Raw genomic sequence first — 22,141 nt, 5'->3', positions numbered from 1 at the left:
AAAATGGCGCAAAATTATAGTACAAATTTCACGCCATGTAAACACTAATTAAGCTACAACAGTGCTTAAAGTGTTTTGGTCAACAGAAACGCCTGCGCCCATTGTTGTAGAGATAGTTACTTTCTTCAAGTAAACACCTTTAGCTTGAGAAGGCTTAGCCTTCTTAAGTGCAACAATTAGTGACTCAAGGTTTTGTTGTAATTGCTCAGCAGTGAAATCAACCTTACCAATAGTAGTATGGATGATGCCATTTTTGTCATTACGGTAACGTACTTGACCTGCTTTAGCATTTTTAACTGCTTCTGCAACGTTAGGCGTTACAGTACCAGTTTTAGGGTTTGGCATTAGACCACGTGGGCCTAAGATTTGACCTAGTTGACCAACAACACGCATAGCGTCTGGTGATGCAACAACAACGTCAAAGTTCATCTCACCTTTTTTAACTAGCTCAGCAAGATCTTCCATACCTACTAATTCAGCACCGGCTTCTTTTGCAGCTTCTGCATTAGCGCCTTGTGTGAATACAGCAACACGAACGTCACGACCAGTACCGTTAGGTAGTACAGTAGCACCACGAACGTTTTGATCAGATTTACGAGCATCGATACCAAGGTTAACGGCAACGTCAACACTTTCTACGAATTTAGCTGTCGCTAACTCTTTTAAAAGAGCAACTGCTTCATTGATTTCGTAATCTTTTGTTACTTCCACTTTTTCGCGGATAGTACGCATACGTTTAGTTAATTTAGCCATTTCTTAGTCCTCTACGTTCAAGCCCATCGCACGCGCAGAACCTGCGATAGTGCGAACCGCTGCGTCCATATCGGCAGCTGTAAGGTCAGTTCGTTTTGTCTCAACAATTTCTTCAAGTTGAGCACGAGTTACTGTGCCTACTTTATCAGTGTTAGGACGGCCTGAGCCTGACTTAATACCAGCAGCTTTCTTAAGTAAGTAAGCAGCAGGTGGCGTTTTCATGTCGAACGTAAATGAACGGTCACCGTAAACAGAGATCACTACAGGAACTGGAGCGCCTTTTTCGATAGACTCTGTACGTGCGTTAAACGCTTTACAGAATTCCATGATGTTTACACCGTGTTGACCTAGTGCAGGACCTACTGGAGGACTAGGATTAGCCATACCAGCGGCAACTTGTAGCTTGATTAGAGCTTCAACTTTTTTAGCCATTATAAATACCTCATTTGGTGGGTCTCAGCCTTGTGCGCGCGAGGACGCGTACTCTAACGGCTTCCCAGTTTAAAAATTGGTTTCGTACTTTTTGCACAGTAAAAATAAATTTTACCTTAATACAAAAAGGCCGCTGATTATAAGTTAATCAGCGGCCTTTTTCAAGCTTCATGCCAAAATTTAAATAAAAATTAGCGAAGCTTTTTTAATCAATTACTTATCTTGCTCAACTTGACCGAATTCAAGCTCAACTGGCGTAGAACGACCAAAGATAAGTACAGATACTTTTACGCGGCTCTTTTCGTAGTCAACTTCTTCAACTACACCACTGAAATCTGCAAATGGTCCATCAGTAACGCGAACAACTTCACCTGGTTCAAATAATGTAGCAGGTTTAGGTGCTTCAGCATTTTCTTGAAGGCGATTAAGAATGCGTTCTGCTTCTTTAGGACTGATTGGAGCAGGACGATCAGACGTTCCACCAATAAAGCCCATTACACGTTCAGTGCTGTTCACTAAGTGCCAGCTTGCGTCGTTCATATCCATTTGTACTAATACATAACCTGGAAAGAATTTACGCTCAGATTTACGCTTTTGGCCAGCGCGCATCTCAACAACTTCTTCAGTTGGTACTAGTATCTCACCGAAGCTCGATTCAAGACCTTCGATTTTAATGTGTTCAGTTAACGTTTGAGCTACACGCTTTTCGTAACCAGAAAAGGCTTGTACTACATACCAACGTAACTTAATTTCTTTGTTCTCGTTCTCATCCGACATGGGATCAGATCTCCAATCCAGTTAAAAAGCCTACAGCGCGGAATAAAATGCCATCTAATCCCCAAAGGATAAGTGCCATAATCACTGTTGCAACCATTACAATTAATGTCGTGTGGGTAGTTTCTTGGCGCGTTGGCCAAATAACTTTGCGTACTTCAATTCGAGCTTCTTTAGCGAAAGCAAGAAAGTTACGTCCCTTAAATGTTTGCGAGGCAATTGCTAATCCGGCCGCTATTGCAACAACAACGCCGATAGCACGTAGTAGTACAGATTGATCTGCATACATGTGATTACCAACAACTGCGCCTGCAAGTAGCGCGATTGCTACTAACCACTTTACTGACTCCATCGCACTTGATGGTGTTTCTACATTCGTGCTCATAATATTATTACCTTAACTACAGACACAACAACCCTACACTATGGTAAGGTTAATCCATTAAAATCTAAACTTAAAAACAGACTTAATTTAAACCGGTTTTTAATCTCAGACTACTCAAACTACAAGTAAAACTGGCAGGGGCGGAGAGATTCGAACTCCCAACCATCGGTTTTGGAGACCGCTGTTCTACCAATTGGAACTACGCCCCTGCAAAGTGGATGCCTATTATACTTACGCAGTCCATTAACACAAGCCTAAAAGATACCCACATTGGAAAATCTCGGCATTGCATTAAAAAATCAATCTTAACATTGATTAAAAAGCAGTTTATGATTGTCTAAATTATAGGGACTCATAATTAGATAGGAAATCTGTGAAAGCAATAAAAACAATCATAAGATATAAAATTATTAGCTTTTTATTATTATTTCATATTAGCTCTTATGCCCTGCCATTGTACTTAGATACATATACAAATGAACAAGGTTTATCACAAAATTCAATTACATGTAGTACCACTGATGAAAAAGGATTTCATTGGTTTGCTACCCAAGGTGGCTTAAATCGATTTGATGGGTATGAATTTAAGCACTATAAATTCAATCCTTTACACCCTAGTATTTCGGGGAATTGGATTACAGACTGCCTGAATTTAGGAAATGGCCACATTTGGTTTGCTACAACAAGTAATGGCCTCAACTTATTAAATACTGAAACAGGAAGTTTTAGTGTTTTTAACCAGTATTCAGCCCCTCCTATTACAAACGAACGTATTTCATCAATTTCTTCTAATTCGCCACAAATCATTTGGATTGGTCACGATAAAGGGCAACTTACTCGTTTAGATACATACACAGGTACTACCGAATTATTTTCTTATCAGGGCACGAATCACTTAAATGTTGTTTTTAAGGATGTGCTTTTTGATGATAAAAAAAACCTTTGGTTAGCAAGTAGTATCGGGCTGATTAAGTTCGATACACAAACACATCGGTTCGAACATATACCTAATAGCCCTAAACAGCTCTGGCAATTAAAAAAAGCAACAAATAGCAAATTTATTATAGGAGGTAAGACTGGTCTAAGTGTTTTTGACTCAAACACACTCGCATTTTATAACTTTGAGCAACTCAAAAATGTTTGGGTTACAGATATACTTTTTGATGATGAAAAAAAATTATGGGTAAGCACTTATGGTCATGGTCTTTATTACCAAGCTACAGATAATTTATTAAGTAGCGAGTTTCATCAACTTACTCACTCTCCAGATTTAAAACATGGCTTAGCTAACGATCACCTATTGTCACTTTACCAAGACCCTCAAGGCATTATTTGGATTGGTACAGACGGCTATGGGTTACATCGCTATGATAAAAGGCAGACTCAGTTTGGTCATCAAAAACATCAAAGTAATAACCCAGCTTCTATCTCGAATGACTTTGTAAGAGCAATACTCAAAGACAGTAACAACTTACTTTGGGTGGGCACGCGCGACGGACTTAATAAGCAAACTGACACAGGCTTTAAACGCTATAAAACAGATAAAAATAAAGATATAGGCTTAACTAATAACAATATATTTAGTCTTTATGAAGATGCTAATAAACGCGTATGGATAGGTACATACGGAGGTGGTTTACTGCTTTACAAACCAATTAATGATAGCTTTTCGGCTTTTACTGTGCAAAGCCATCAACTCAGTAGTAACCGTATTTATGCAATAGAAGGTGATCTAAGTGGTAATTTATGGCTTGGCAGTAATGAAGGCTTAACACGATTTAATCCCGATACTTTACAGGTTACAAATTTTAAATACAGCGCAGATAAAAATAGCATCTCAAATAATACTGTTTTTAGTGTTACTTATGACAGCGACAACAACGCTATATGGGCAGGAACCCGCGCAGGGTTAAATAAACTTTCTTTACATGATGAAACATTCACTCATTACAAAAGCGATCTTAAAAAGCCTAATAGTTTAACGCACGACATGGTTACATCCTTGCATTTACAAGATAAAAACACTTTATGGGTAGGTACTTTTGGCGGGCTCAATAAGTTAAATATCCAAACAAACAAAGTAATAAACATTACAGAGTTTGATGGTTTACTTAACGATAATATTTTTGCAATTAAACAAGATACCAGTGGTTACTTGTGGCTAAGCAGCAACCAAGGCCTAACCCGTTACGCTCCTCAAACCCAACAAATGCAGCATTTTTTACCCGCAAACGGTATACAGCATCATTCTTTTATTTTAGGCGCTGCTTTTCAAGCAGATGACGGCGAGCTATTTTTTGGTGGTATTAACGGTTTTAATCAATTTGATCCGTTAAAACTGACTCTAGCAACTCAACCCCCAGAACCTGTTATTACAGACTTACTTATTTATAACCAGTCAGTCGCAACGCAGCAATATATAAAAAACAAGACTCAAACGCCTAAGCTTATAAGCTATACAGACAGACTATTTTTTAAAGAAGAAGATGGTGTTATCGGCTTTAAATTTTCTGCTTTAAACGGTGCAGAGCCCCCTTCTCAATACCAATATGCTTACAAGTTAGCTGGGTTAGATAAGCAGTTTTTATACGCAAGCAAAAACCAGAGGCAAGTTAGCTATTCTCAACTTCCCGCTGGAAGCTATCACTTTATTGTAAAAGTTAAAGATCAATACGGTCAATGGAGTGATGATAAAACAATGGTTGCGCTTACAGTTACTCCACCTTGGTGGAAGAACAATGTTGCCTATGTCACTTACATCATTATCGTATTATTTATAATGTGGTTAATTATAACAGCAAGATATAGGGCTAACGTTGCAGAGCAAGCAAACTTAAAAGAGAAAGAACTTAGCAACTTAAAAACTCAACTATTAGATAATGTTAGCCATGAACTTAAAACACCATTAAGCCTAATATTAGCGCCACTTGAGAGTTTACAAGAAAGCCATAAGGATTCAGACACCCAACAAAAATTAGCTATGATTCAACGTAATAGCTATAAGCTATTAGATCAAATAAACCAACTTTTACAGCTCAGCCAGCGCCCAAGCACTGCAGTGAAACACGTCACACCCTATGCTATAAATCCGGTAGTTGAACAATTAATTGAAGATTTCATCCCTTTATTTAAACAAAAAAATATTACGTTCGAGTTTGAAGATCTAACGCAAAAAACTATTCCCATTAAATTAGAGCTAAATCATACAATTTCTATTATCAGTAACTTATTGAGTAACGCCCAAAAATACACTCCAAACACTGGCAAAGTATTACTTCAGCTATTAACTCAAAAACAAACATTAATCATCACAGTCTCAGATACTGGTGTTGGTATAGATAAAGAGCACCTTGAGACCGTTTTTCAACGATTTACACGCATAGATACGAGTAATCAAAGTGGTAGCGGTATTGGCTTAGCGCTGGTGAAGCAGCTAGTTGAACAATATGGAGGAACTATTGAACTTAAAAGTGAATTAAACAAAGGAAGTTGTTTTACTGTTTCACTCCCAACAACTCAAATAGACGAAACCTCTAACCTTACTGCTCTTGCTGTGTCTAAAAACAATAATTTATGTGCAGTAAAAAGTAATAAGATTCTTATTATTGAAGACAACGATGAAATGCGTGATTTAATAACTTCACTATTTATTAGTAGCTTCACGTGTATAAGTACAGCTAACGGAGAGCTAGGTTTAGCTTTATGTAAAAACGAAATGCCTGACTTGGTAATAAGTGATGTAATGATGCCTGTTATGGATGGCTATCAGTTTATTAAAGCACTGCGCAGCGACACGGCTATTAGCCATATTCCGGTGTTATTACTTTCAGCAAAGGCAGATACGCATAGTAAATTAAAGGGCCTAGACTTACTTGCTGATGACTATTTGAGTAAACCTTTTGAGCCGCAGCTGTTACTCAGCCGCGTTCAAGGATTATTAACGATTAGAGAAGTACTTAATCAACATTTAAAACAACAACTACCTGCTTTATCACAAACAGCCCAGCTCGACCCACAAATGGCGCAAAGTAAAGATTATGCATTTACCGAGCGTGTAAAAACAACAGTAAAAGAGCATTACCAAGACGAAGCATTTAGCGTAGAAGAATTTGCAGCAGCGCTCTACCTTAGCCCTCGCGCTTTACAATTAAAAATGAAAGCCTTGTACAACCTAACACCAAGCGATTACATTCGAAATATTCGTTTGGAATTTGCACAAGAGCTTTTAAAAAATAGTGAGCTTGCAATTGGTCTAGTAGCACAGCAAATTGGCTTTAATTCACAAAGCTACTTTGCCCGGTGCTTTAAAGCAAAATATAATATGTCCCCAAAACAGTTTCGTGAACAATCCAGATAAATTTCGCCTGTGTGACTAAATATTTCGCACCAGTACTATTATTAACCTACTGATTTAACTAAATTAACATGAATTTAAATATTAAAGGAAATGCACTGCATTTCCCTTGAGCATATTAATTAAGGACAGTCATATGTTAAAAGCACCACAAAAACTATTATTAACGGCACTATTAACTACCACTCTGAGCGCTTGTCAAAGCACCTCCACAAATGTTACGTCAGGTCAAAATTCACCAGACATAAACACTGTCGCCCAAGAACAATACAATGGGCCTAAAGCTCGTATTGCTGTTGCACGCTTTACCGACAAATCAAACAACTCAAAATGGTGGCGTAAAGAAATAGGCGACGGTATGGCTGATCAATTAACTACGGCACTCGTATCAACAAATCGCTTTATTGTTTTAGAGCGCCAAGCGCTTGATGCTGTTTTATCAGAACAAGACCTAGCAGCCTCAGGTCGCGTTAGTGCATCATCGGGTGCCGCTTATGGTGAGATTGAAGGCGCTGAAATAGTCGTTATTGCAGCGGTAACTGAATTTGATGATGACAGCTCTGGTGCAAGTGTTGGCAGTGGCGGCTTTATGGGCGATGTATTTAGCTCTGTATCAGCTGGTTTTTCAGGTTCTCATATGGCAATTGACCTACGCCTTATCGACACACGCACATCACGAATTTTAGCAGCAACAAGTGTTGAAGGTGGCAGTAAAGATTTTGACTTTACTGGAGCCGCAACCAACTTTGGTGGCGCACTTGTTGGCGGTAATATTAGTGGATGGTCTGATACCCCTAAAGAAAAAGCCCTTCGTGAAGTTATTATTAAAGCGGTTGAGTTTTTAGAAACTAAAATTCCAGATACCTACTATCGCTATAATAGTAACAACACTTTAGCACCGGGTTACACTGCGCCGCCACCAGCTACTAAACGCGCAAAAACAGCCAGCAAGAGCGCTGTAACAGTTGATGTACCAACCCATAGAATGCCACATTATGAAAAAATGGATTTAGCAATGTCGCGCCTAAGCTTGGTATGTTTGGGCTACCTAAGAAACCAGCCTGATTATGAAGAATTTGAAACACAGGATGTTGAGTATGATCGTAAAACAGTTATTGCACTTCGCGAGTACCAACAAGACAAAAAACTAAAGGTAACGGGCTTAGCTGATGAAACAACTAAAAAGTCACTTGATGATAGTGGTTGTATTGCTAAAACGAACAAATCAAGCCTCGAAAGTATAAGCAACATGTTTAAGTTTAATTAATGGCTTTGGCTTGGGTAGCTAATAAAAAGAGCTACCCAAGTACTCACTATCTAGTTAGCGCCTTTAACAAGTGGTACTCCGTTATTACCTACCGGAATATAAACAGTTGTATGATTAGGTGACTCAGCCATTTTTATTTGTGCATTAATAGCTTCATGTTGAATGTAATTAGCTGTTAGTGTTGCGTTAATGATCTTCTGAGCTTGAGCAATCCCTTTGGCTTCTTCAACCCTAATTTCAGCGTCTTTTTTGGCAATCTCTTTTTGTGTTTCTTTTTCCGATAATAGCTGCTGAGCTGCCAATTTTTTCTCAACTGCATTAGCAACAATATCGGGGTAATTAATATTGCCTACTACAACGTTTGCAAGTTTAAACGGCGTTGTCGATAAATAACTTTGCAGGCGCAGAGTCACTTCCTTCGCAATTTTCTCACGATTTGTTTTAAGCTCGCCACTATCGTATTTTTGTACTGTATCGCGCACATACGTTCTGAAAGTTTCACGTACAAAGCGTTTATACCAATTTTCGGCGCCGTACTGCTCTACCACAGTTTTAACAGTGCCACTCTCAATAGCAATAACAGCATGAAAATCAAATTTAATATTTAAATCATCATTCGCTAAAATTCTAAATGTCTCGGTATATGTATTAGGTCGCATATCGATGTTTACCACTTCATTTCGCAGTAACGACATACCGTAATTAGATGGGCCCTTCATTGTACCTTGATAACCACCTTCACCAAATACACGCGGCTTTTCGAATACGTAGCCTTCTTCACCTGCGGGTGTGCTTGGGTTAGTGCATGCAGTTAATCCAAAACCAACGACTCCTACAACCAATGCACCTTTAAATAGGTTATTAAACAATGTTTGTGTCCCGGAGTTTCTTGCTCTCATCATCTTTCCTTTAATTACTTTTTAATATTGTATAAACGTCACTTAACAAGCTTGAAGCACCAAATCTGAATGTATTTGCTTGCAAATAATCATCCCCCATTATTGCGCGCGTAAGCGTTAAATAATCACTAGCATCAGCCACTGTTTTAACACCACCGGCAGCTTTAAAGCCAACACGTTTATCCGAGTTCTTAATGGCTGTTAGCATAATTTTTGTTGATTCAAGGGTCGCATTAATGGCTACTTTACCCGTACTGGTTTTTACAAAATCAGCACCGCCTTCAATTGCAAGCTTCGTGGCTTGTGTTATGAGCGCTTCGGTTTTTAGCTCGCCGCTTTCTATTATTACTTTTAGCTGGGCACGCGACCCACACACTTTTTTACTTTCGCTTACATAGCTAAGTACTGTTTGAACATCGCCCGCTATTAACTTTTTATAAGGAATAACAAGATCAATTTCGTCAGCGCCGCGCTCTATTGCAATAAGTGTTTCGTTAATTACATCACTCAGTGGCGCATCACCCGTTGGAAAGTTAGTGACCGTTGCAACTTTTACGTGGTTAAGCTCACGTGCTGCGAGTGCTATTTTTGCATCATCAACAAAGTCGCTATAAACACATACAGCGGCAGGTGTGCCCAGCATCGGGTTTATACTATCAACAAGCGCTTGAATGCTTTTGGTGGTATCGCTAGTGTTTAAGCTTGTTAAATCCATCAGTGCGACTGCTAATGCGGCATCTTTTTGGTGTTGAGTCATTAGAGCTCCGTTACTTATGTAATACCAATTTTATTAAAAACATAATCATTTTAGCGTATTAAATAACTCACTAACTACGTTAAAAATTATTTATATAGAACAACTATGTATCATAATTTTAGCCTTGTTATTGAGCTATTTTCTTGTCGCTATAATAGATCACTAATTTAATGCAATTGGTATAAGTACAAAATAGAATATGCTTCCATATTAACAAATTAAACCAAACTCGCTATAGCTCATAACCAAACACTATAAGCTGTATATTTTACTTGTAACTCGGCGCAATCCCTTGTTAACTAACTCTTAGGCCTAAAAAGCCCACCTATTATAACTTTTGGTTATATCAACTTGGTTTTAATTATTTTTTACTTATTGATAGCCGCTATATTCTGCTTATCAGAATAAAGCGTTTTCTTATATTTGAATTTGTTTAGGGGTCTTATTAACGTGCAGTATTTACCTATCTTTACCAAACTCGACAACAAACCAGTATTGGTTGTTGGCGGTGGAGAGGTCGCATTACGCAAATGTCGCGCGTTTTTAAAAGCGAGAGCGAGCGTTACTTTAGTAGCACCTTGGTTTTGCGACGAGCTAAAAGAGCATGCACATAATAATGAAGTAACGCTTATTGATGCTTATTTTGAGGAATCACATCTTGATGGCAAAATGCTAGTTATAGCAGCCACTGACCGTGATGACGTAAACAACAATGTATTTGAGCTGGCAAACGCACGAAATGTATTTGTGAATGTGGTTGATGACCAACCTAAGTGTACGTTTATATTCCCATCCATTGTTGACCGCGACCCAATTACAATTGCTATATCAAGTGCGGGCACAGCGCCGGTACTTGCACGTCGCTTACGCGAAAAACTCGAAACCCTTATTCCGCATCATATTGGGCCACTTGCAACACTTGTAGGCGGCTTTAGAGACAAAGTAAAAAAACGCTTTAAACATTTTTCAGACCGCCGCCAATTTTGGGAAGGCGTGTTCGACTCATCTGTCGTGAGTAAAGTACAAACCGGTGACACTCAAGCCGCACAGCAACAACTAGAGCAAATGTTAGATGCCAAAGCCGAGCCTGAAGGCGAAGTATATGTAGTAGGTGCAGGCCCAGGCGATCCAGAGCTTTTAACACTTAAAGCACTGCAACTTATGCAACAAGCCGATGTGGTTGTATACGACTTTTTAGTGTCTGACGAAATTATGGAATTAGTGCGTCGTGATGCTGACCTTATTTGTGTAGGCAAACGTTTAGGCGATCATAGTGTTGTTCAAGACGACACCAACCAAATGCTGGTCGACCTTGCTAAACAAGGCAAAAAAGTGTGCCGCATTAAAGGTGGCGACCCGTTTATTTATGGTCGTGGTGGCGAAGAAGTACAAGTACTGGCTGCTAACAACGTAAATTATCAAATTGTACCGGGTATTACAGCTGCTGCAGGTTGTAGTGCGTATGCGGGTATTCCGCTAACGCATCGTGACCATGCACAAGCCATTCAATTTGTAACGGGTCACTGTAAAAAAGACGGTCAAGAACTTGATTGGCAATCACTGGCAAAAGCAAATCAAACGCTTGCTATTTACATGGGCGTAATTAAATCGCCGCACATACAAAGCGAGCTTTTAAAACATGGCCGTAAAGCCGACACACCTGTTGCCATTATCGAAAACGGTACACGTAAAAATCAGCGTGTAGTAACAGGCCAATTAGGCGAACTTGCCGACTTAATTGAACGCAACAGCATTATATCGCCTGCGCTACTCATTATTGGTGAAGTAGCCGCCCTGCACTCGCAACTAGCGTGGTTTGGGAAAAACGAACAAACAAGCAGCTTTGCACAGCCACTAACAGATGTATCAAATACATAACCGAATTTTAAATTTGTAACTTTTAATCATTTTAGTAGGACGACTAACAATGGCTTTAACTCACCTTCAGCAACTTGAAGCTGAAAGTATCAAAATCATGCGCGAAGTCGCCGCTGAGTTTGAGAACCCAGTAATGCTTTACTCTATTGGTAAAGATTCGTCGGTACTTTTGCACTTAGCGCGTAAAGCATTTTACCCTGCAAAAATTCCGTTTCCGTTATTACACGTAGACACCAATTGGAAGTTTCGTGAAATGATTGAGTTTCGCGACCGTATAGCTAAAGAATACGGTTTTGACCTACTGGTACACAAAAATCCAGAAGGCATTGAAATGGGTGTAGGCCCGTTTACGCATGGCTCGGGTAAACATACCGATATAATGAAAACCCAAGGCTTAAAGCAGGCACTTAACAAATATGGTTTTGATGCTGCATTTGGTGGCGCACGCCGCGACGAAGAAAAGTCACGCGCAAAAGAACGTGTTTACTCGTTCCGCGACAAACACCACCGTTGGGACCCTAAAAACCAACGTCCTGAGCTTTGGAATACTTATAACAGCCAAGTTAATCCGGGCGAAAGCATTCGTGTTTTCCCGTTGTCTAACTGGACTGAGCTTGATATTTGGCAATACATTTACCAAGAAAACATCGACATGGTACCGCTTTACCTAGCAAAAGAGCGCCCTGTTGTTGATCGCGACGGTACTTTAATTATGGTTGACGATGAGCGTATGCCACTTAACGAAGGTGAAGTACCGCAAATGAAATCTGTACGTTTTCGTACATTAGGCTGCTACCCACTTACCGGTGCAGTTGAGTCTACAGCCAGTACTTTAACCGAAATTATTGAAGAAATGCTGCTATCTACGTCATCTGAACGTGAAGGTCGTGTTATCGACCATGATTCAGCCGGCTCAATGGAGAAGAAAAAACGTGAGGGGTATTTTTAATGTCTAGCCAAAATAACGATACATTTAACGAAGTAAAAGAAATAGGCATAGACGCCTACCTAGCACGCCAACAAGACAAAAGCTTATTACGCATGCTTACGTGTGGCAGCGTAGATGACGGTAAATCAACATTGATTGGCCGCCTACTGCACGACAGCCACCAAATTTATGAAGATCAGCTAGCAGCCCTTCATAAAGATAACGAAAAAGTAGGTAATGCAGGTGAAGATCTTGACCTTGCATTATTAGTTGATGGCCTACAAGCTGAGCGCGAGCAAGGCATTACCATTGACGTAGCGTACCGTTACTTTTCAACGGCTAAGCGTAAATTTATTATTGCCGACACACCTGGGCACGAGCAATACACGCGCAACATGGTAACGGGTGCATCAACAAGCGATGTCGCCATTATTTTGGTTGATGCGCGTTACGGCGTACAAGTACAAACTAAGCGCCATAGCTTTATTTGTGACTCGCTGGGCATTAAGCAGTTTGTTGTTGCCGTTAATAAAATGGATATCGTTGATTTTGACGAAACCGTGTATGAAAAAATTAAGGCTGATTACCTTAAATTTGCTGAGCAACTTAACGTATCAAACATTAAGTTTGTGCCTATGTCGGCGCTTAAAGGCGACAACGTAGTAACACGCTCTGCACATACACCGTATTACACCGACAAGCCGCTACTTGAATTACTAGAAGATTCGCCAGCAGCCGAAACAGATACAGGCTTTGAAGCCCGCCTACCAGTGCAATATGTAGTGCGTCCTAACTTAAACTTTCGTGGTTTTCAGGGCACACTTACATCAGGCAAGATACACGTAGGCGATGCAATAAAAGTATTACCGTCGGGCAAAACATCAAGCATTAAAGAAATTGTTACCTTTGATGGCAACCTAGATAGCGCACAAGCGGGCCAAGCAATTACCGTTACCCTAAATAACGAAATTGATATTAGCCGAGGGGATGTAATAGTACCTGCAAATTCAACGGCCGTTGTGACCAACCAGCTGCAAGCTAAAATTGTGTGGATGCATGAGTCGCCATTAGTATTAGGTAAAAGCTATAACCTAAAACTAGGTAGTAAAAACACCTCAGCTATTGTTACAAAAATTGATTACACAATTGATGTAAACACGCTTGAGCACGGCACTAGCGACTCATTACAGTTAAACGAAATTGCAATTGTGACACTTGAACTAACCGAAACTATTTTGGCAGACGAGTACCACAGCAATCACGAAACAGGCTCGTTTATCCTAATTGATCGCTTATCAAACCTAACGGTTGCTGCGGGCATGATTGAACAAGTACTGCAAAGCCAAGCACAGCAAAGTAACTTTAGCGAATTTGAAGTTGAATTTAACACCTTAGTACGCAAGCACTTTCCGCATTGGCAAGCGCTTGATATTTCTAAGTTATAAGTTGACTTTAGCCTGTTAGGAATTTAAAAGCATGGTAGAACAGCTCGTTTTAACAGGCATTATGCTTACCTTAGTCGGGTGCCTTTTTGGCACCCGTATTAATCCAGCATGGTTATTTGTAAGCGCCATTGGCACCAGCTACTTAGCAGGGCTAATCGATCTTGAAAGCATGTTGATTAATTATGCTAACCCGTCGCTTATCACCTTAGTACTATTGGTGTTAGTGTCGACCGCAATAGAAAAAACCACCCTAATTCAAAAGTTAGCGCAATCGCTATCTAAAGGTAGTTTAGTAAAATCGGTAACAAAATTGGGGTTATCAACCGCCTTTTTATCGTCGTTTACTAACAATACCGCCGTTGTTGCATCGCTTATTACAGCGATAAAAGACAACCCTAATCACTCCCCTTCAAAGCTATTATTACCGCTGTCGTACACTGCTATTTTGGGCGGCACTATTACGCTTATTGGTACATCAACCAACTTAATCGTCAATGGCTTTGCAGTAGATGCGGGCATGGAACCACTGGGCTTTTTTGACTTTACCTTAGTGGGTTTAGGCGCGTTAAGCGTAGGCCTAATTACCATTTTAGTGATGCTTAAATACTTACCCGACAACGGTAAAAGCGACCAAGAAGTCGTGCCTTTTTACCTAGAAGGTAAAGTACAAGCAAATTCAAAATTAATAGGCCAAACCGTTGAAGAAAACGGCCTGCGTGATTTAAAAGACTTATTCCTCGCTGAAATTATTCGCGATGGAAGCCGCATTTGCGCAGTCACCCCGCAGCAAATTATTCAAAAAGATGACGTGCTGCTTTTTGTAGGTGACATAAAATCGGTGCCATTACTTACCCGTTTCGACGGCCTAAAAGTAGTGCACGAGAATCATCAAAAAGACATAGAACACTTAGTCGAAGTAGTTGTAAGTCAGTCTTCAAAATTTATTGGCAAAACCGTAAAAGAAGCCCGTTTTAGGGAGCAATTTCATGCTGCTGTTATTGCCATTCGCCGTGGGCACGACCGCTTACAAGGCGGCCTTGGGCAAGTGCAATTACAAGCTGGCGACTCACTAATACTCGCCCCAGGCAAAAACTTTTACACCTTGCCTAATTTAAAGCGCGAATTTGTGTATATTTCAGGATTTGACTTACAAGCTCACCTTGCACCTAAACAATCAAACATTGTGCTACTAAGCTTTGCCGCAGTACTGGGTTTAAGCATTGTTGGCATAGTGCCGCTGGTTAAAGGCTTATTAGTATTACTGATTGGCTTAATGCTCAGTGGCACCATAAAACTTAACGAAGTAAAACGCCGTTTTCCTATCGAGTTACTCGTAGTTGTAGGCAGCGCCATTGGCCTTGCCAAGTTAATGATAGGCACCGGACTTGCCGGGCAAATATCCAGCGCCCTATTTATGGTACTTGGCGACTTTGGCCCGTACGGCGCATTTATTGCCATATTTTTAATGACCGTATTATTTACCGAGCTTATTACTAATAACGCAGCTGCTGCTTTGTCGTTCCCTGTTGCTTACTCGCTCGCAGTTGGTTTTAATGTAGACCCTCTACCGTTTATTATGGCGGTTGCCTTTGGCGCATCAGCCAGCTTTATATCGCCATTTGGGTATCAAACTAATTTAATGGTTTATAGCGCGGGTAACTATCGCTTAAAAGATTACATAGTAATGGGCTTACCCCTTTCTATTATTTATTCAATCACGGTATTAACCTTGATCCCGCTGGTATTTCCGTTTTAATACCAGCGCTCACAGCATAAGAGACTCTCACTATGGATGAAAATATAGTTTGGCATAACTACGCAACGACAAAAGCACAGCGTAGTGAGCAAAAAAAACATAAGCCCGCTATTTTATGGTTTACCGGTTTTTCGGGCTCTGGTAAAAGCACCGTAGCAAACGCACTAGAAGCAGCGCTTAATCAGCAAGGTACGCACACTTACCTGCTAGATGGCGACAACGTCCGCCACGGTTTATGTAAAGACCTAGGCTTTAGCGACGAAGACCGTATTGAAAACATACGCCGCGTAGGCGAAACTGCAAAACTAATGACCGACGCTGGCTTGTTAGTACTTACTGCGTTTATATCGCCTTTTAGAGCAGAGCGCGACATGGTGCGTAACTTAGTAGACGAAGGCGAATTTATCGAAGTATTTATCGATACCCCACTGGATGTATGCGAAAGCCGCGATCCAAAAGGCTTATACAAAAAAGCCCGTGCTGGGGAGATAAAACACTTCACCGGTATCGATTCAAGCTACGAAGTGCCAAACAATCCAGAAATAATTTTAGATACAAGTAAAAACACCCTAGACCAATCGGTTACACAACTGATAACGTATCTAAAACAAAAGCACATAATATAGGTTAACCCCATGAATCAAACCGAACTGCTAGAAGAAACCCTCATCCTTGCCCGCAAAGCAGGCCAAGCGATAATGGGAATTTACGAAAAGGATTTTAACGTTGAGTACAAAGCCGACGAAAGCCCCGTAACCGACGCCGATTTAGCAGCTCATAAACTGATTGTGGCAGGGCTTCAACAGCTCACACCTGATATTCCAATACTCAGTGAAGAAAACGCCGACATAAGCTGGGATGTACGCCAAACGTGGAAAAGCTACTGGTTAGTAGATCCAATCGACGGCACTAAAGAATTTATTAAAAAGAACGGTGAATTTACCGTAAACATCGCCCTAATTAAAAATGGTATTCCTATTTTAGCCGTAGTTGATGCACCTGCCCTTGGCGTATCGTACTTAGCCGCCGAAGCCATTGGCGCGTTTAAAGATAAAGGCGATGAGCGAATCGAGCTTAAAGTTACCACCAAACCTAACAAAGGGTTAATTCGTGTTGTAGGCAGCCGCTCGCACCCATCACCCGATTTAGCCGAATTTGTAAAACGCTTTGACGATGTTGAAATGGTGTCTAAAGGCAGCTCTCTAAAGCTGTGTTTAGTGGCTGAGGGCAGCGCCGATATTTACCCACGCTTAGGTCCAACCTGCGAATGGGATACAGGTGCAGGCCATGCAATTGCCGAAATAGCCGGTGCAAAAGTGACCCAACTTGATGGCAGCCCGCTTATTTATAACACCAAAGACGAGTATTTAAATCCGTATTTTATTGTGAGTGCGATAGAAGAGTAAGGGTAGTTTTGAGTGGTTAGCTATCGGTTGTCAGCAAGACAAGTGATAGCTTGTGTAATAAGTGTAATCTGGAGTTATTCACTAAGCAGGGAGAGTAACGGTTTCTTTTTAAGTAACTAAAACACTTTACCATCGGCCCTTAAAATTGTTTTCACTGGCCCATTCGCTAAACTCACCTATTAGAATAGAAAATCCAGATTCTTCTATTTCTTGAAAAGATTCAGGTTGTTCCCTAGTTACTCCATACTCCATTGCGCGGCGATAGATTTTACGAACTTTTACCAACAATGACTTCAACTCCTCAAAGTCACTCAGTGTTATATGCTCTGCATTAATTCCAATTGATTTAGCAAACCTAGGAAAATAAATATTAACCTCTTCCTTAGTAAAGTTTGGCGCTGAAAATTTCATTTTTGACCAAAACTCAGTTTCAAATTTTTCACAAAAGAAATCTGATATACCAGAAGACAGCATTACATTCGCGTTATATGGAGTAGAGGAACTAAAGATTATTCCGTATATTTTAAAGGAATCTACCTTTACATCAAAAGTCGCAGATATTGAGGTTAGGTATTTGTGGAAATGATCTCGATGATTTAAATAATTAGAAAAGTTATTTTGATTTATACTTTGCTTAATTGTAATCGCTCGTTGTTCTGAACTATGGAACCTACTAACTGTTACACCAAATATCAGACTTCCAGACGCAATCCAGAGAGGTAGTTTAAATATTGAAATAAAATTAGAATACGCTTCCACTGTCCCTGACAGTTTAAGCCCATCAATTAAGGGATACGCAAAGTACAAAGCTAAGATCAATGGGGATATAGTCGCTAACCAAAACAAAAAGTTTTTATGTAAGGCCTTTTCGCCGTTGATGTAAAAGTAATTAAAAAATTTGATAATTTCACCAATCTCTATTTAGTAATGCAAACGCTTGCCTAACCAGCTTCATCAAGCTTTGCTGCTGTGCTTAGTATGTAAAGAGCAGTTATAAACAATATATCGTTCAGTGTTAGGTCTTGTTTTGAGTTTAGGGCGAAAGTCAAAAAAGAATGTACCGACCCTATTCCTTCTACAACCCTTAACGATTTTGCTGGGCGATAAAAGCAAGCGAGTGCTGATTGAATAAGTCAGGGCGCTCTACGTTACAAACATGGCCACATTGGTGAATAGTTTGCAGTACGCTATTTTTATGACGCTTAACCATTTCTTTAACAGGGCCAAGGAACATATGATCTTCCTTACCCATAATGTACAGAATGGGAATATCGATGTCTTTTTCTTTGAAATATTGCATTAAAGGGTTTACGTCCATAGCCAATTTAAACCATTTTATAAACTCTTTTTGGCACAAGCGTTTTGCTTCACGAACAAACAAAAGTCGAGATTCTTTATGACGCTTTTTCGGCATCATAATAAAAGCAAATAAGCGATACAGCCACATATAAGGCAGGAAGTGTTTAAAAGTATTCCCTAAATAAACCAATGTATTACTGCGAGTATTAAAACGAGTAACCGCTCCACCTAGCACCATGCTAGAAACATATTGCGGCGCAATTTCAGCAATATTTCGAATAATAATTGTGCCCAATGAAATGCCAACAAAGTGTGCGCTGGTGATATTGTTATGATCTAACACATCGATAATGTCTTTAGAGACATTATTAAACGAATAATTATTATCAACAAAGTTTTGTACTAAGTTATTCGATTTACCGTGACCACGAAGATCAAGCAACAATACATTATATTCTTTTTTATAAGCCTTAAGCTGACGAAACCAAATTGCCGAACTACCACCTGCGCCATGGACAAATACAACCCATGTTTTACTGGTTTCGTGTGGAAAAATAGTATGGAAAAGAATGTCTTTGCTCATTGCAGTTAGTGGCCTATTTATTTCGTTTGGCATATTCAATTGTAGGAAGTATAACGGAGTTTAGAAAAAATCTCTTATGAAGTTCTGATCAATGCCTTCTACTTAACAGCTTTTGGGAGCAAATTTTGATTTTAAATGAAAACCAATAAAAATGACCTTCCCCTGTTTTTACGTTATGAAAACCGCCTATCTTGGCTTTGCTGCTCGCGTGACGCTATAGGTGTTGGGTTTCGCTGCGCTCTAACCAACCTACTCTAAAATTATAATGTGCTGTTGTCATTTAAGGCTTTTGTTCACTTTTACACCGCTGTTTAGTATTCATGACACTTACCCTGCAATTGAGCCTAATTAATTAGCCTGCAAGCCCCCTCAAAACATGAAATTTTCAGCTAAAAACTATACCCTTCGGCGCAGTTATTATTTAAATAATGGATGAGCACACACACATGACAACATCTCAAGATGCAACACTTTCAAATGCATCGCCAAACACACACACAAGCACAAGTTCAGACTCAAAAACTAAATGGAACCTGCACGATACGCAGTGGACATTAAGTTTATTTGGTACCGCCGTTGGTGCGGGTATTTTATTTTTACCTATTAACATTGGTATTGGCGGTTTTTGGCCGTTAATTATTATGGCGTGTTTAGCGTTCCCAATGACCTTTTTTGCGCACCGTGGATTAGCGCGCTTTGTACTTTCATCAAAAAATAAAGATGCCGACTTTACCGATGTAGTTGAAGAGCACTTTGGTGTGACTGCGGGCCGGTTAATTTCCTTATTGTACTTTTTATCTATATTCCCAATTTTGCTTATTTACGGTGTGGGTTTAACCAATACTGTTGATAGTTTTATGGTTAATCAAATGGGGATGGAATCAGCTTCTCGCGTGCTACTTTCGGGCGTATTAGTTGCAGGTATGATTAGCTTAATGATGGGCGGCGAGCGCTTAATGCTGCGTGCCTTTGCTATTTTAGTGTATCCGCTTGTGGGTATATTGTTCTTTTTATCACTTTATTTAATCCCAAGCTGGCAGATGCCAGATATGACGGTGCCTGAAATGGGCAGCTTTGGTAAAACATTGTGGTTATCGATTCCTATTATTGTGTTTTCGTTTAGCCACGCAGCGGCTATCTCAAGCTTTGTGAATGTGCAACGCGGTCATTACGGCGAACAAGCTACACGTAAGTCTGAGGCGATTTTAAAGCGCACTAGCTTGCTACTTATTACCTTTGTACTGTTATTTGTATTCTCTTGCGTGCTGTCGCTTACAGGCGAACAAATGGCGGCGGCTAAAGCAGCTAACGTGTCGGTTTTATCCTACCTTGCTAATATCACTGATAACTCGTTTATTGCCACACTAGGGCCGCTTGTTGCCTTTATTGCTATTACATCGTCGTTTTTGGGGCACTTCTTAGGTGCACGCGAAAGCTTTACAGGTTTAGTAACTAAACAAACAGGCTTAAGCGCTGGCGTTACCGATAAAATTGGTGTGTTAATCATGTTTTTAGCTATTTGGTTTTGTGCAGTTAAAAACCCAAGTATTTTAGACATGATGGATCAGTTGTCAGGCCCTATCATTGCGATGATTTTATTCATCATGCCAATGATTGCAGTTTATAAAGTACCTGCACTTAATAAATACCGAAATCGCTTTAGCACGCTATTTATATTAGCGATTGGCTCACTTGCTGTATTTGCACTTTTATACAGTATGCTTAAGTAATAAAACTGTTTATACAAAAGCCCGGCTACTTTTTAGCTGGGCTTTTTTGTGTGCGGTTTATCTCAAATTGTTTTTTTATAGTCGCTCTTCAGGCATGTTATAAATTAACTAGCCTAAAAATAAAACAATTATGCACTTTACTAAACAACTCCTACTTTATGTAAGCTTGCTAACTACGCTTGTTTTAAGCCTCTTTGTTAAAGCCGATGACGCTCCCGCTATTTTATCGATGAAAGAGCGCGCTGCGTTTATAGATAAAATAACTGAGCTTAGAGTTAATACCTTAATGCCCTCATTAATGAAGCAGCACAACACTGATATGTGGCTACTTATAAGTCGTGAATATAACGAAGATCCAATATTAAAAACAATGCTGCCTGCAACATGGCTTTCAGCCAGACGCACCACTATTTTGCTATTTGCACTTAATAAACAAGGTGGAGTTGATGCTTACGCTATTGCGCCTTATAAAATAGGTAACGTATTTAAAAAAGGGTGGGATAAACAAACGCAACCAAGCCAGTGGGAAGCACTCAATACACTTATTGAGCAATATAAACCTCGCAACATTGCGCTTAATACTTCTACCGACTGGGCACATGCCGATGGCCTTGTGCTAGGCGATTACAAAACCTTAATGGCTAACTTGCCCGCCGCTTATCACAATAAAATAATTTCTGCCGAGCCACTTGCTGTAAGCTGGTTAGAGCAACGTATCCCCAAAGAAGTAGAGATGTATAAGCACATTGTTGCTATTGCCCACTCTATTATTGCAGAGGGGTTTTCGGGTAAAACAATTACGGTTGGTGAAACAACTAGCGATGACTTGGTATGGTGGTTTAGAGAGCGCGTAAAAGAGCTAAAACTACAAACATGGTTTCATCCAAGTATTGCTATTCAGCGCGCCGATGCGAAGTCGTTCGATCATGAAGAAAGCTTTACCAATGGCTACGATGATAACGTTATACAAGCCGGTGACTTGCTTCATGTAGATTTTGGGATTACTTATTTACGCTTAAATACCGACACGCAGCAGCATGCGTATGTGCTCAAAGAAAACGAAACGAGTGCGCCTAGTTACTTAGTTGAAGCACTAAAAAGCGGTAATAAACTACAAGACATATTTACCAATCAATTTGCGGTAGGTAAAACCGGTAATGAGGTTTTAGCTGCAGCACGAAAAGCCGCTATTGATCAGGGATTAAAACCCACTATTTATACTCATCCTCTTGGCTATCATGGCCACGCTGCTGGCACTACATTAGGTATGTGGGATTCTCAGCAAGGTGTACCGGGAGATGGTGACTATCCGCTACATTTAAATACAGCTTACTCAATTGAGCTTAACAATGCTGTGTTTATAAAACAGTGGAATAAAGAAATAAGAATAATGCTAGAGGAAGATGCTATTTTTGATAAAAGCGGTGTCTGGTATTTAAATGGCCGACAAACACAGCTATTGCTTGTAAAATAAAGCATAAAAAAATGGCGCTCA

Annotated in this window: 18 protein-coding genes and 1 tRNA gene; 10 read left to right on the top strand and 9 right to left on the bottom strand. The window is 40.0% G+C overall.

What is annotated here, in order from left to right:
* Window positions 1–48 precede the first annotated feature (48 nt).
* The 5 genes from rplA to I6E80_RS16085 all read right to left on the bottom strand — a co-directional run bounded on the left by rplA (window position 49) and on the right by I6E80_RS16085 (window position 2,553).
* Window positions 49–753 (bottom strand): 50S ribosomal protein L1, encoded by a 705-nt coding sequence (rplA, locus tag I6E80_RS16105; RefSeq protein ID WP_024600086.1) that lies wholly within the window; start codon window positions 751–753, stop codon window positions 49–51.
* A gap of 3 nt (window positions 754–756) precedes the next feature.
* Window positions 757–1,185 carry a 50S ribosomal protein L11 gene (gene rplK, locus I6E80_RS16100; RefSeq protein ID WP_002958879.1) on the bottom strand — a complete coding sequence of 143 codons (429 nt, stop codon included), beginning with the start codon at window positions 1,183–1,185 and terminating at the stop codon, window positions 757–759.
* A 213-nt stretch (window positions 1,186–1,398) separates the two neighbouring features.
* Window positions 1,399–1,962: a transcription termination/antitermination protein NusG gene (gene nusG, locus I6E80_RS16095; RefSeq protein ID WP_024600085.1), complete on the bottom strand. Its 564-nt coding sequence runs from the start codon at window positions 1,960–1,962 to the stop codon at window positions 1,399–1,401.
* A gap of 4 nt (window positions 1,963–1,966) precedes the next feature.
* The gene (gene secE / locus I6E80_RS16090) at window positions 1,967–2,344 is read right to left on the bottom strand and encodes a preprotein translocase subunit SecE (RefSeq protein ID WP_002958877.1); all 378 of its coding nucleotides are present in this window, start codon (window positions 2,342–2,344) and stop codon (window positions 1,967–1,969) included.
* Between the two features lie 132 nt (window positions 2,345–2,476).
* Window positions 2,477–2,553 (bottom strand) — tRNA-Trp (locus I6E80_RS16085).
* Between the two features lie 164 nt (window positions 2,554–2,717).
* Between I6E80_RS16085 and I6E80_RS16080 the strand changes: the two genes are divergently transcribed.
* Window positions 2,718–6,701, top strand: a complete 3,984-nt coding sequence (locus I6E80_RS16080) for a two-component regulator propeller domain-containing protein (RefSeq protein ID WP_197185965.1) — start codon at window positions 2,718–2,720, stop codon at window positions 6,699–6,701.
* Window positions 6,702–6,834: 133 nt separating this feature from the next.
* Window positions 6,835–7,965, top strand: coding sequence for a CsgG/HfaB family protein (locus tag I6E80_RS16075; RefSeq protein WP_024600083.1), 1,131 nt, complete (start codon window positions 6,835–6,837; stop codon window positions 7,963–7,965).
* 50 nt (window positions 7,966–8,015) lie between these two features.
* On the opposite strand, the gene I6E80_RS16070 is transcribed toward I6E80_RS16075, so the two are convergent.
* On the bottom strand, window positions 8,016–8,864 hold the full coding sequence (locus tag I6E80_RS16070) for an SPFH domain-containing protein (RefSeq protein WP_024600082.1): 849 nt from the start codon (window positions 8,862–8,864) through the stop codon (window positions 8,016–8,018).
* Between the two features lie 10 nt (window positions 8,865–8,874).
* Window positions 8,875–9,621 (bottom strand): deoxyribose-phosphate aldolase, encoded by a 747-nt coding sequence (deoC, locus tag I6E80_RS16065; RefSeq protein WP_197185964.1) that lies wholly within the window; start codon window positions 9,619–9,621, stop codon window positions 8,875–8,877.
* Window positions 9,622–10,071: 450 nt separating this feature from the next.
* Here deoC and cysG point away from each other — a divergent pair, with 450 nt between their 5' ends.
* Genes cysG through cysQ form a run of 6 tightly spaced genes read left to right on the top strand, consistent with a single transcriptional unit; the run spans window position 10,072 to window position 17,034 of the window.
* On the top strand, window positions 10,072–11,499 hold the full coding sequence (cysG, locus tag I6E80_RS16060; protein WP_197185963.1) for a siroheme synthase CysG: 1,428 nt from the start codon (window positions 10,072–10,074) through the stop codon (window positions 11,497–11,499).
* 49 nt (window positions 11,500–11,548) lie between these two features.
* The gene (gene cysD, locus I6E80_RS16055) at window positions 11,549–12,448 is read left to right on the top strand and encodes a sulfate adenylyltransferase subunit CysD (RefSeq protein WP_008133447.1); all 900 of its coding nucleotides are present in this window, start codon (window positions 11,549–11,551) and stop codon (window positions 12,446–12,448) included.
* The gene (gene cysN / locus I6E80_RS16050) at window positions 12,448–13,872 is read left to right on the top strand and encodes a sulfate adenylyltransferase subunit CysN (RefSeq protein WP_197185962.1); all 1,425 of its coding nucleotides are present in this window, start codon (window positions 12,448–12,450) and stop codon (window positions 13,870–13,872) included. Before cysD ends, cysN begins: the two co-directional genes overlap by 1 nt.
* Window positions 13,873–13,903: 31 nt before the next feature.
* Complete coding sequence (locus I6E80_RS16045) at window positions 13,904–15,628, top strand: SLC13 family permease (protein ID WP_197181516.1); 1,725 nt, start codon at window positions 13,904–13,906, stop codon at window positions 15,626–15,628.
* A gap of 32 nt (window positions 15,629–15,660) precedes the next feature.
* Complete coding sequence (cysC, locus tag I6E80_RS16040) at window positions 15,661–16,254, top strand: adenylyl-sulfate kinase (RefSeq protein WP_002958870.1); 594 nt, start codon at window positions 15,661–15,663, stop codon at window positions 16,252–16,254.
* Window positions 16,255–16,263: 9 nt separating this feature from the next.
* Complete coding sequence (gene cysQ / locus I6E80_RS16035; RefSeq protein ID WP_197185961.1) at window positions 16,264–17,034, top strand: 3'(2'),5'-bisphosphate nucleotidase CysQ; 771 nt, start codon at window positions 16,264–16,266, stop codon at window positions 17,032–17,034.
* 126 nt (window positions 17,035–17,160) lie between these two features.
* Here the strand turns inward: cysQ and I6E80_RS16030 are convergent, their stop codons facing one another.
* Together I6E80_RS16030 and I6E80_RS16025 are read right to left on the bottom strand one after the other, a co-directional pair.
* Window positions 17,161–17,793, bottom strand: coding sequence for a hypothetical protein (locus I6E80_RS16030; protein ID WP_197185960.1), 633 nt, complete (start codon window positions 17,791–17,793; stop codon window positions 17,161–17,163).
* Window positions 17,794–18,118: 325 nt separating this feature from the next.
* Window positions 18,119–18,916 carry an alpha/beta fold hydrolase gene (locus I6E80_RS16025; protein ID WP_197185959.1) on the bottom strand — a complete coding sequence of 266 codons (798 nt, stop codon included), beginning with the start codon at window positions 18,914–18,916 and terminating at the stop codon, window positions 18,119–18,121.
* Window positions 18,917–19,362: 446 nt separating this feature from the next.
* Between I6E80_RS16025 and I6E80_RS16020 the strand changes: the two genes are divergently transcribed.
* Window positions 19,363–20,646 (top strand): aromatic amino acid transport family protein, encoded by a 1,284-nt coding sequence (locus tag I6E80_RS16020; protein ID WP_197185958.1) that lies wholly within the window; start codon window positions 19,363–19,365, stop codon window positions 20,644–20,646.
* A 130-nt stretch (window positions 20,647–20,776) separates the two neighbouring features.
* Window positions 20,777–22,120 carry a M24 family metallopeptidase gene (locus tag I6E80_RS16015; protein WP_197185957.1) on the top strand — a complete coding sequence of 448 codons (1,344 nt, stop codon included), beginning with the start codon at window positions 20,777–20,779 and terminating at the stop codon, window positions 22,118–22,120.
* Window positions 22,121–22,141 lie beyond the last annotated feature (21 nt).

It is taken from the genome of Pseudoalteromonas sp. NSLLW218 (assembly GCF_015864775.1).
Taxonomy (GTDB): Bacteria; Pseudomonadota; Gammaproteobacteria; order Enterobacterales; family Alteromonadaceae; genus Pseudoalteromonas.
This window is presented reverse-complemented; position numbering and strand designations above follow the sequence as displayed.

Coding starts and splice junctions, on each gene's coding strand:
- rplA (WP_024600086.1), bottom strand. CDS start 753: ATGGCTAAATTAACTAAACGTATGCGTACTATCCGCGAAAAAGTGGAA.
- rplK (WP_002958879.1), bottom strand. CDS start 1,185: ATGGCTAAAAAAGTTGAAGCTCTAATCAAGCTACAAGTTGCCGCTGGT.
- nusG (WP_024600085.1), bottom strand. CDS start 1,962: ATGTCGGATGAGAACGAGAACAAAGAAATTAAGTTACGTTGGTATGTA.
- secE (WP_002958877.1), bottom strand. CDS start 2,344: ATGAGCACGAATGTAGAAACACCATCAAGTGCGATGGAGTCAGTAAAG.
- I6E80_RS16075 (WP_024600083.1), top strand. CDS start 6,835: ATGTTAAAAGCACCACAAAAACTATTATTAACGGCACTATTAACTACC.
- I6E80_RS16070 (WP_024600082.1), bottom strand. CDS start 8,864: ATGAGAGCAAGAAACTCCGGGACACAAACATTGTTTAATAACCTATTT.
- deoC (WP_197185964.1), bottom strand. CDS start 9,621: ATGACTCAACACCAAAAAGATGCCGCATTAGCAGTCGCACTGATGGAT.
- cysD (WP_008133447.1), top strand. CDS start 11,549: ATGGCTTTAACTCACCTTCAGCAACTTGAAGCTGAAAGTATCAAAATC.
- cysN (WP_197185962.1), top strand. CDS start 12,448: ATGTCTAGCCAAAATAACGATACATTTAACGAAGTAAAAGAAATAGGC.
- I6E80_RS16045 (WP_197181516.1), top strand. CDS start 13,904: ATGGTAGAACAGCTCGTTTTAACAGGCATTATGCTTACCTTAGTCGGG.
- cysC (WP_002958870.1), top strand. CDS start 15,661: ATGGATGAAAATATAGTTTGGCATAACTACGCAACGACAAAAGCACAG.
- cysQ (WP_197185961.1), top strand. CDS start 16,264: ATGAATCAAACCGAACTGCTAGAAGAAACCCTCATCCTTGCCCGCAAA.
- I6E80_RS16025 (WP_197185959.1), bottom strand. CDS start 18,916: ATGAGCAAAGACATTCTTTTCCATACTATTTTTCCACACGAAACCAGT.
- I6E80_RS16020 (WP_197185958.1), top strand. CDS start 19,363: ATGACAACATCTCAAGATGCAACACTTTCAAATGCATCGCCAAACACA.
- I6E80_RS16015 (WP_197185957.1), top strand. CDS start 20,777: ATGCACTTTACTAAACAACTCCTACTTTATGTAAGCTTGCTAACTACG.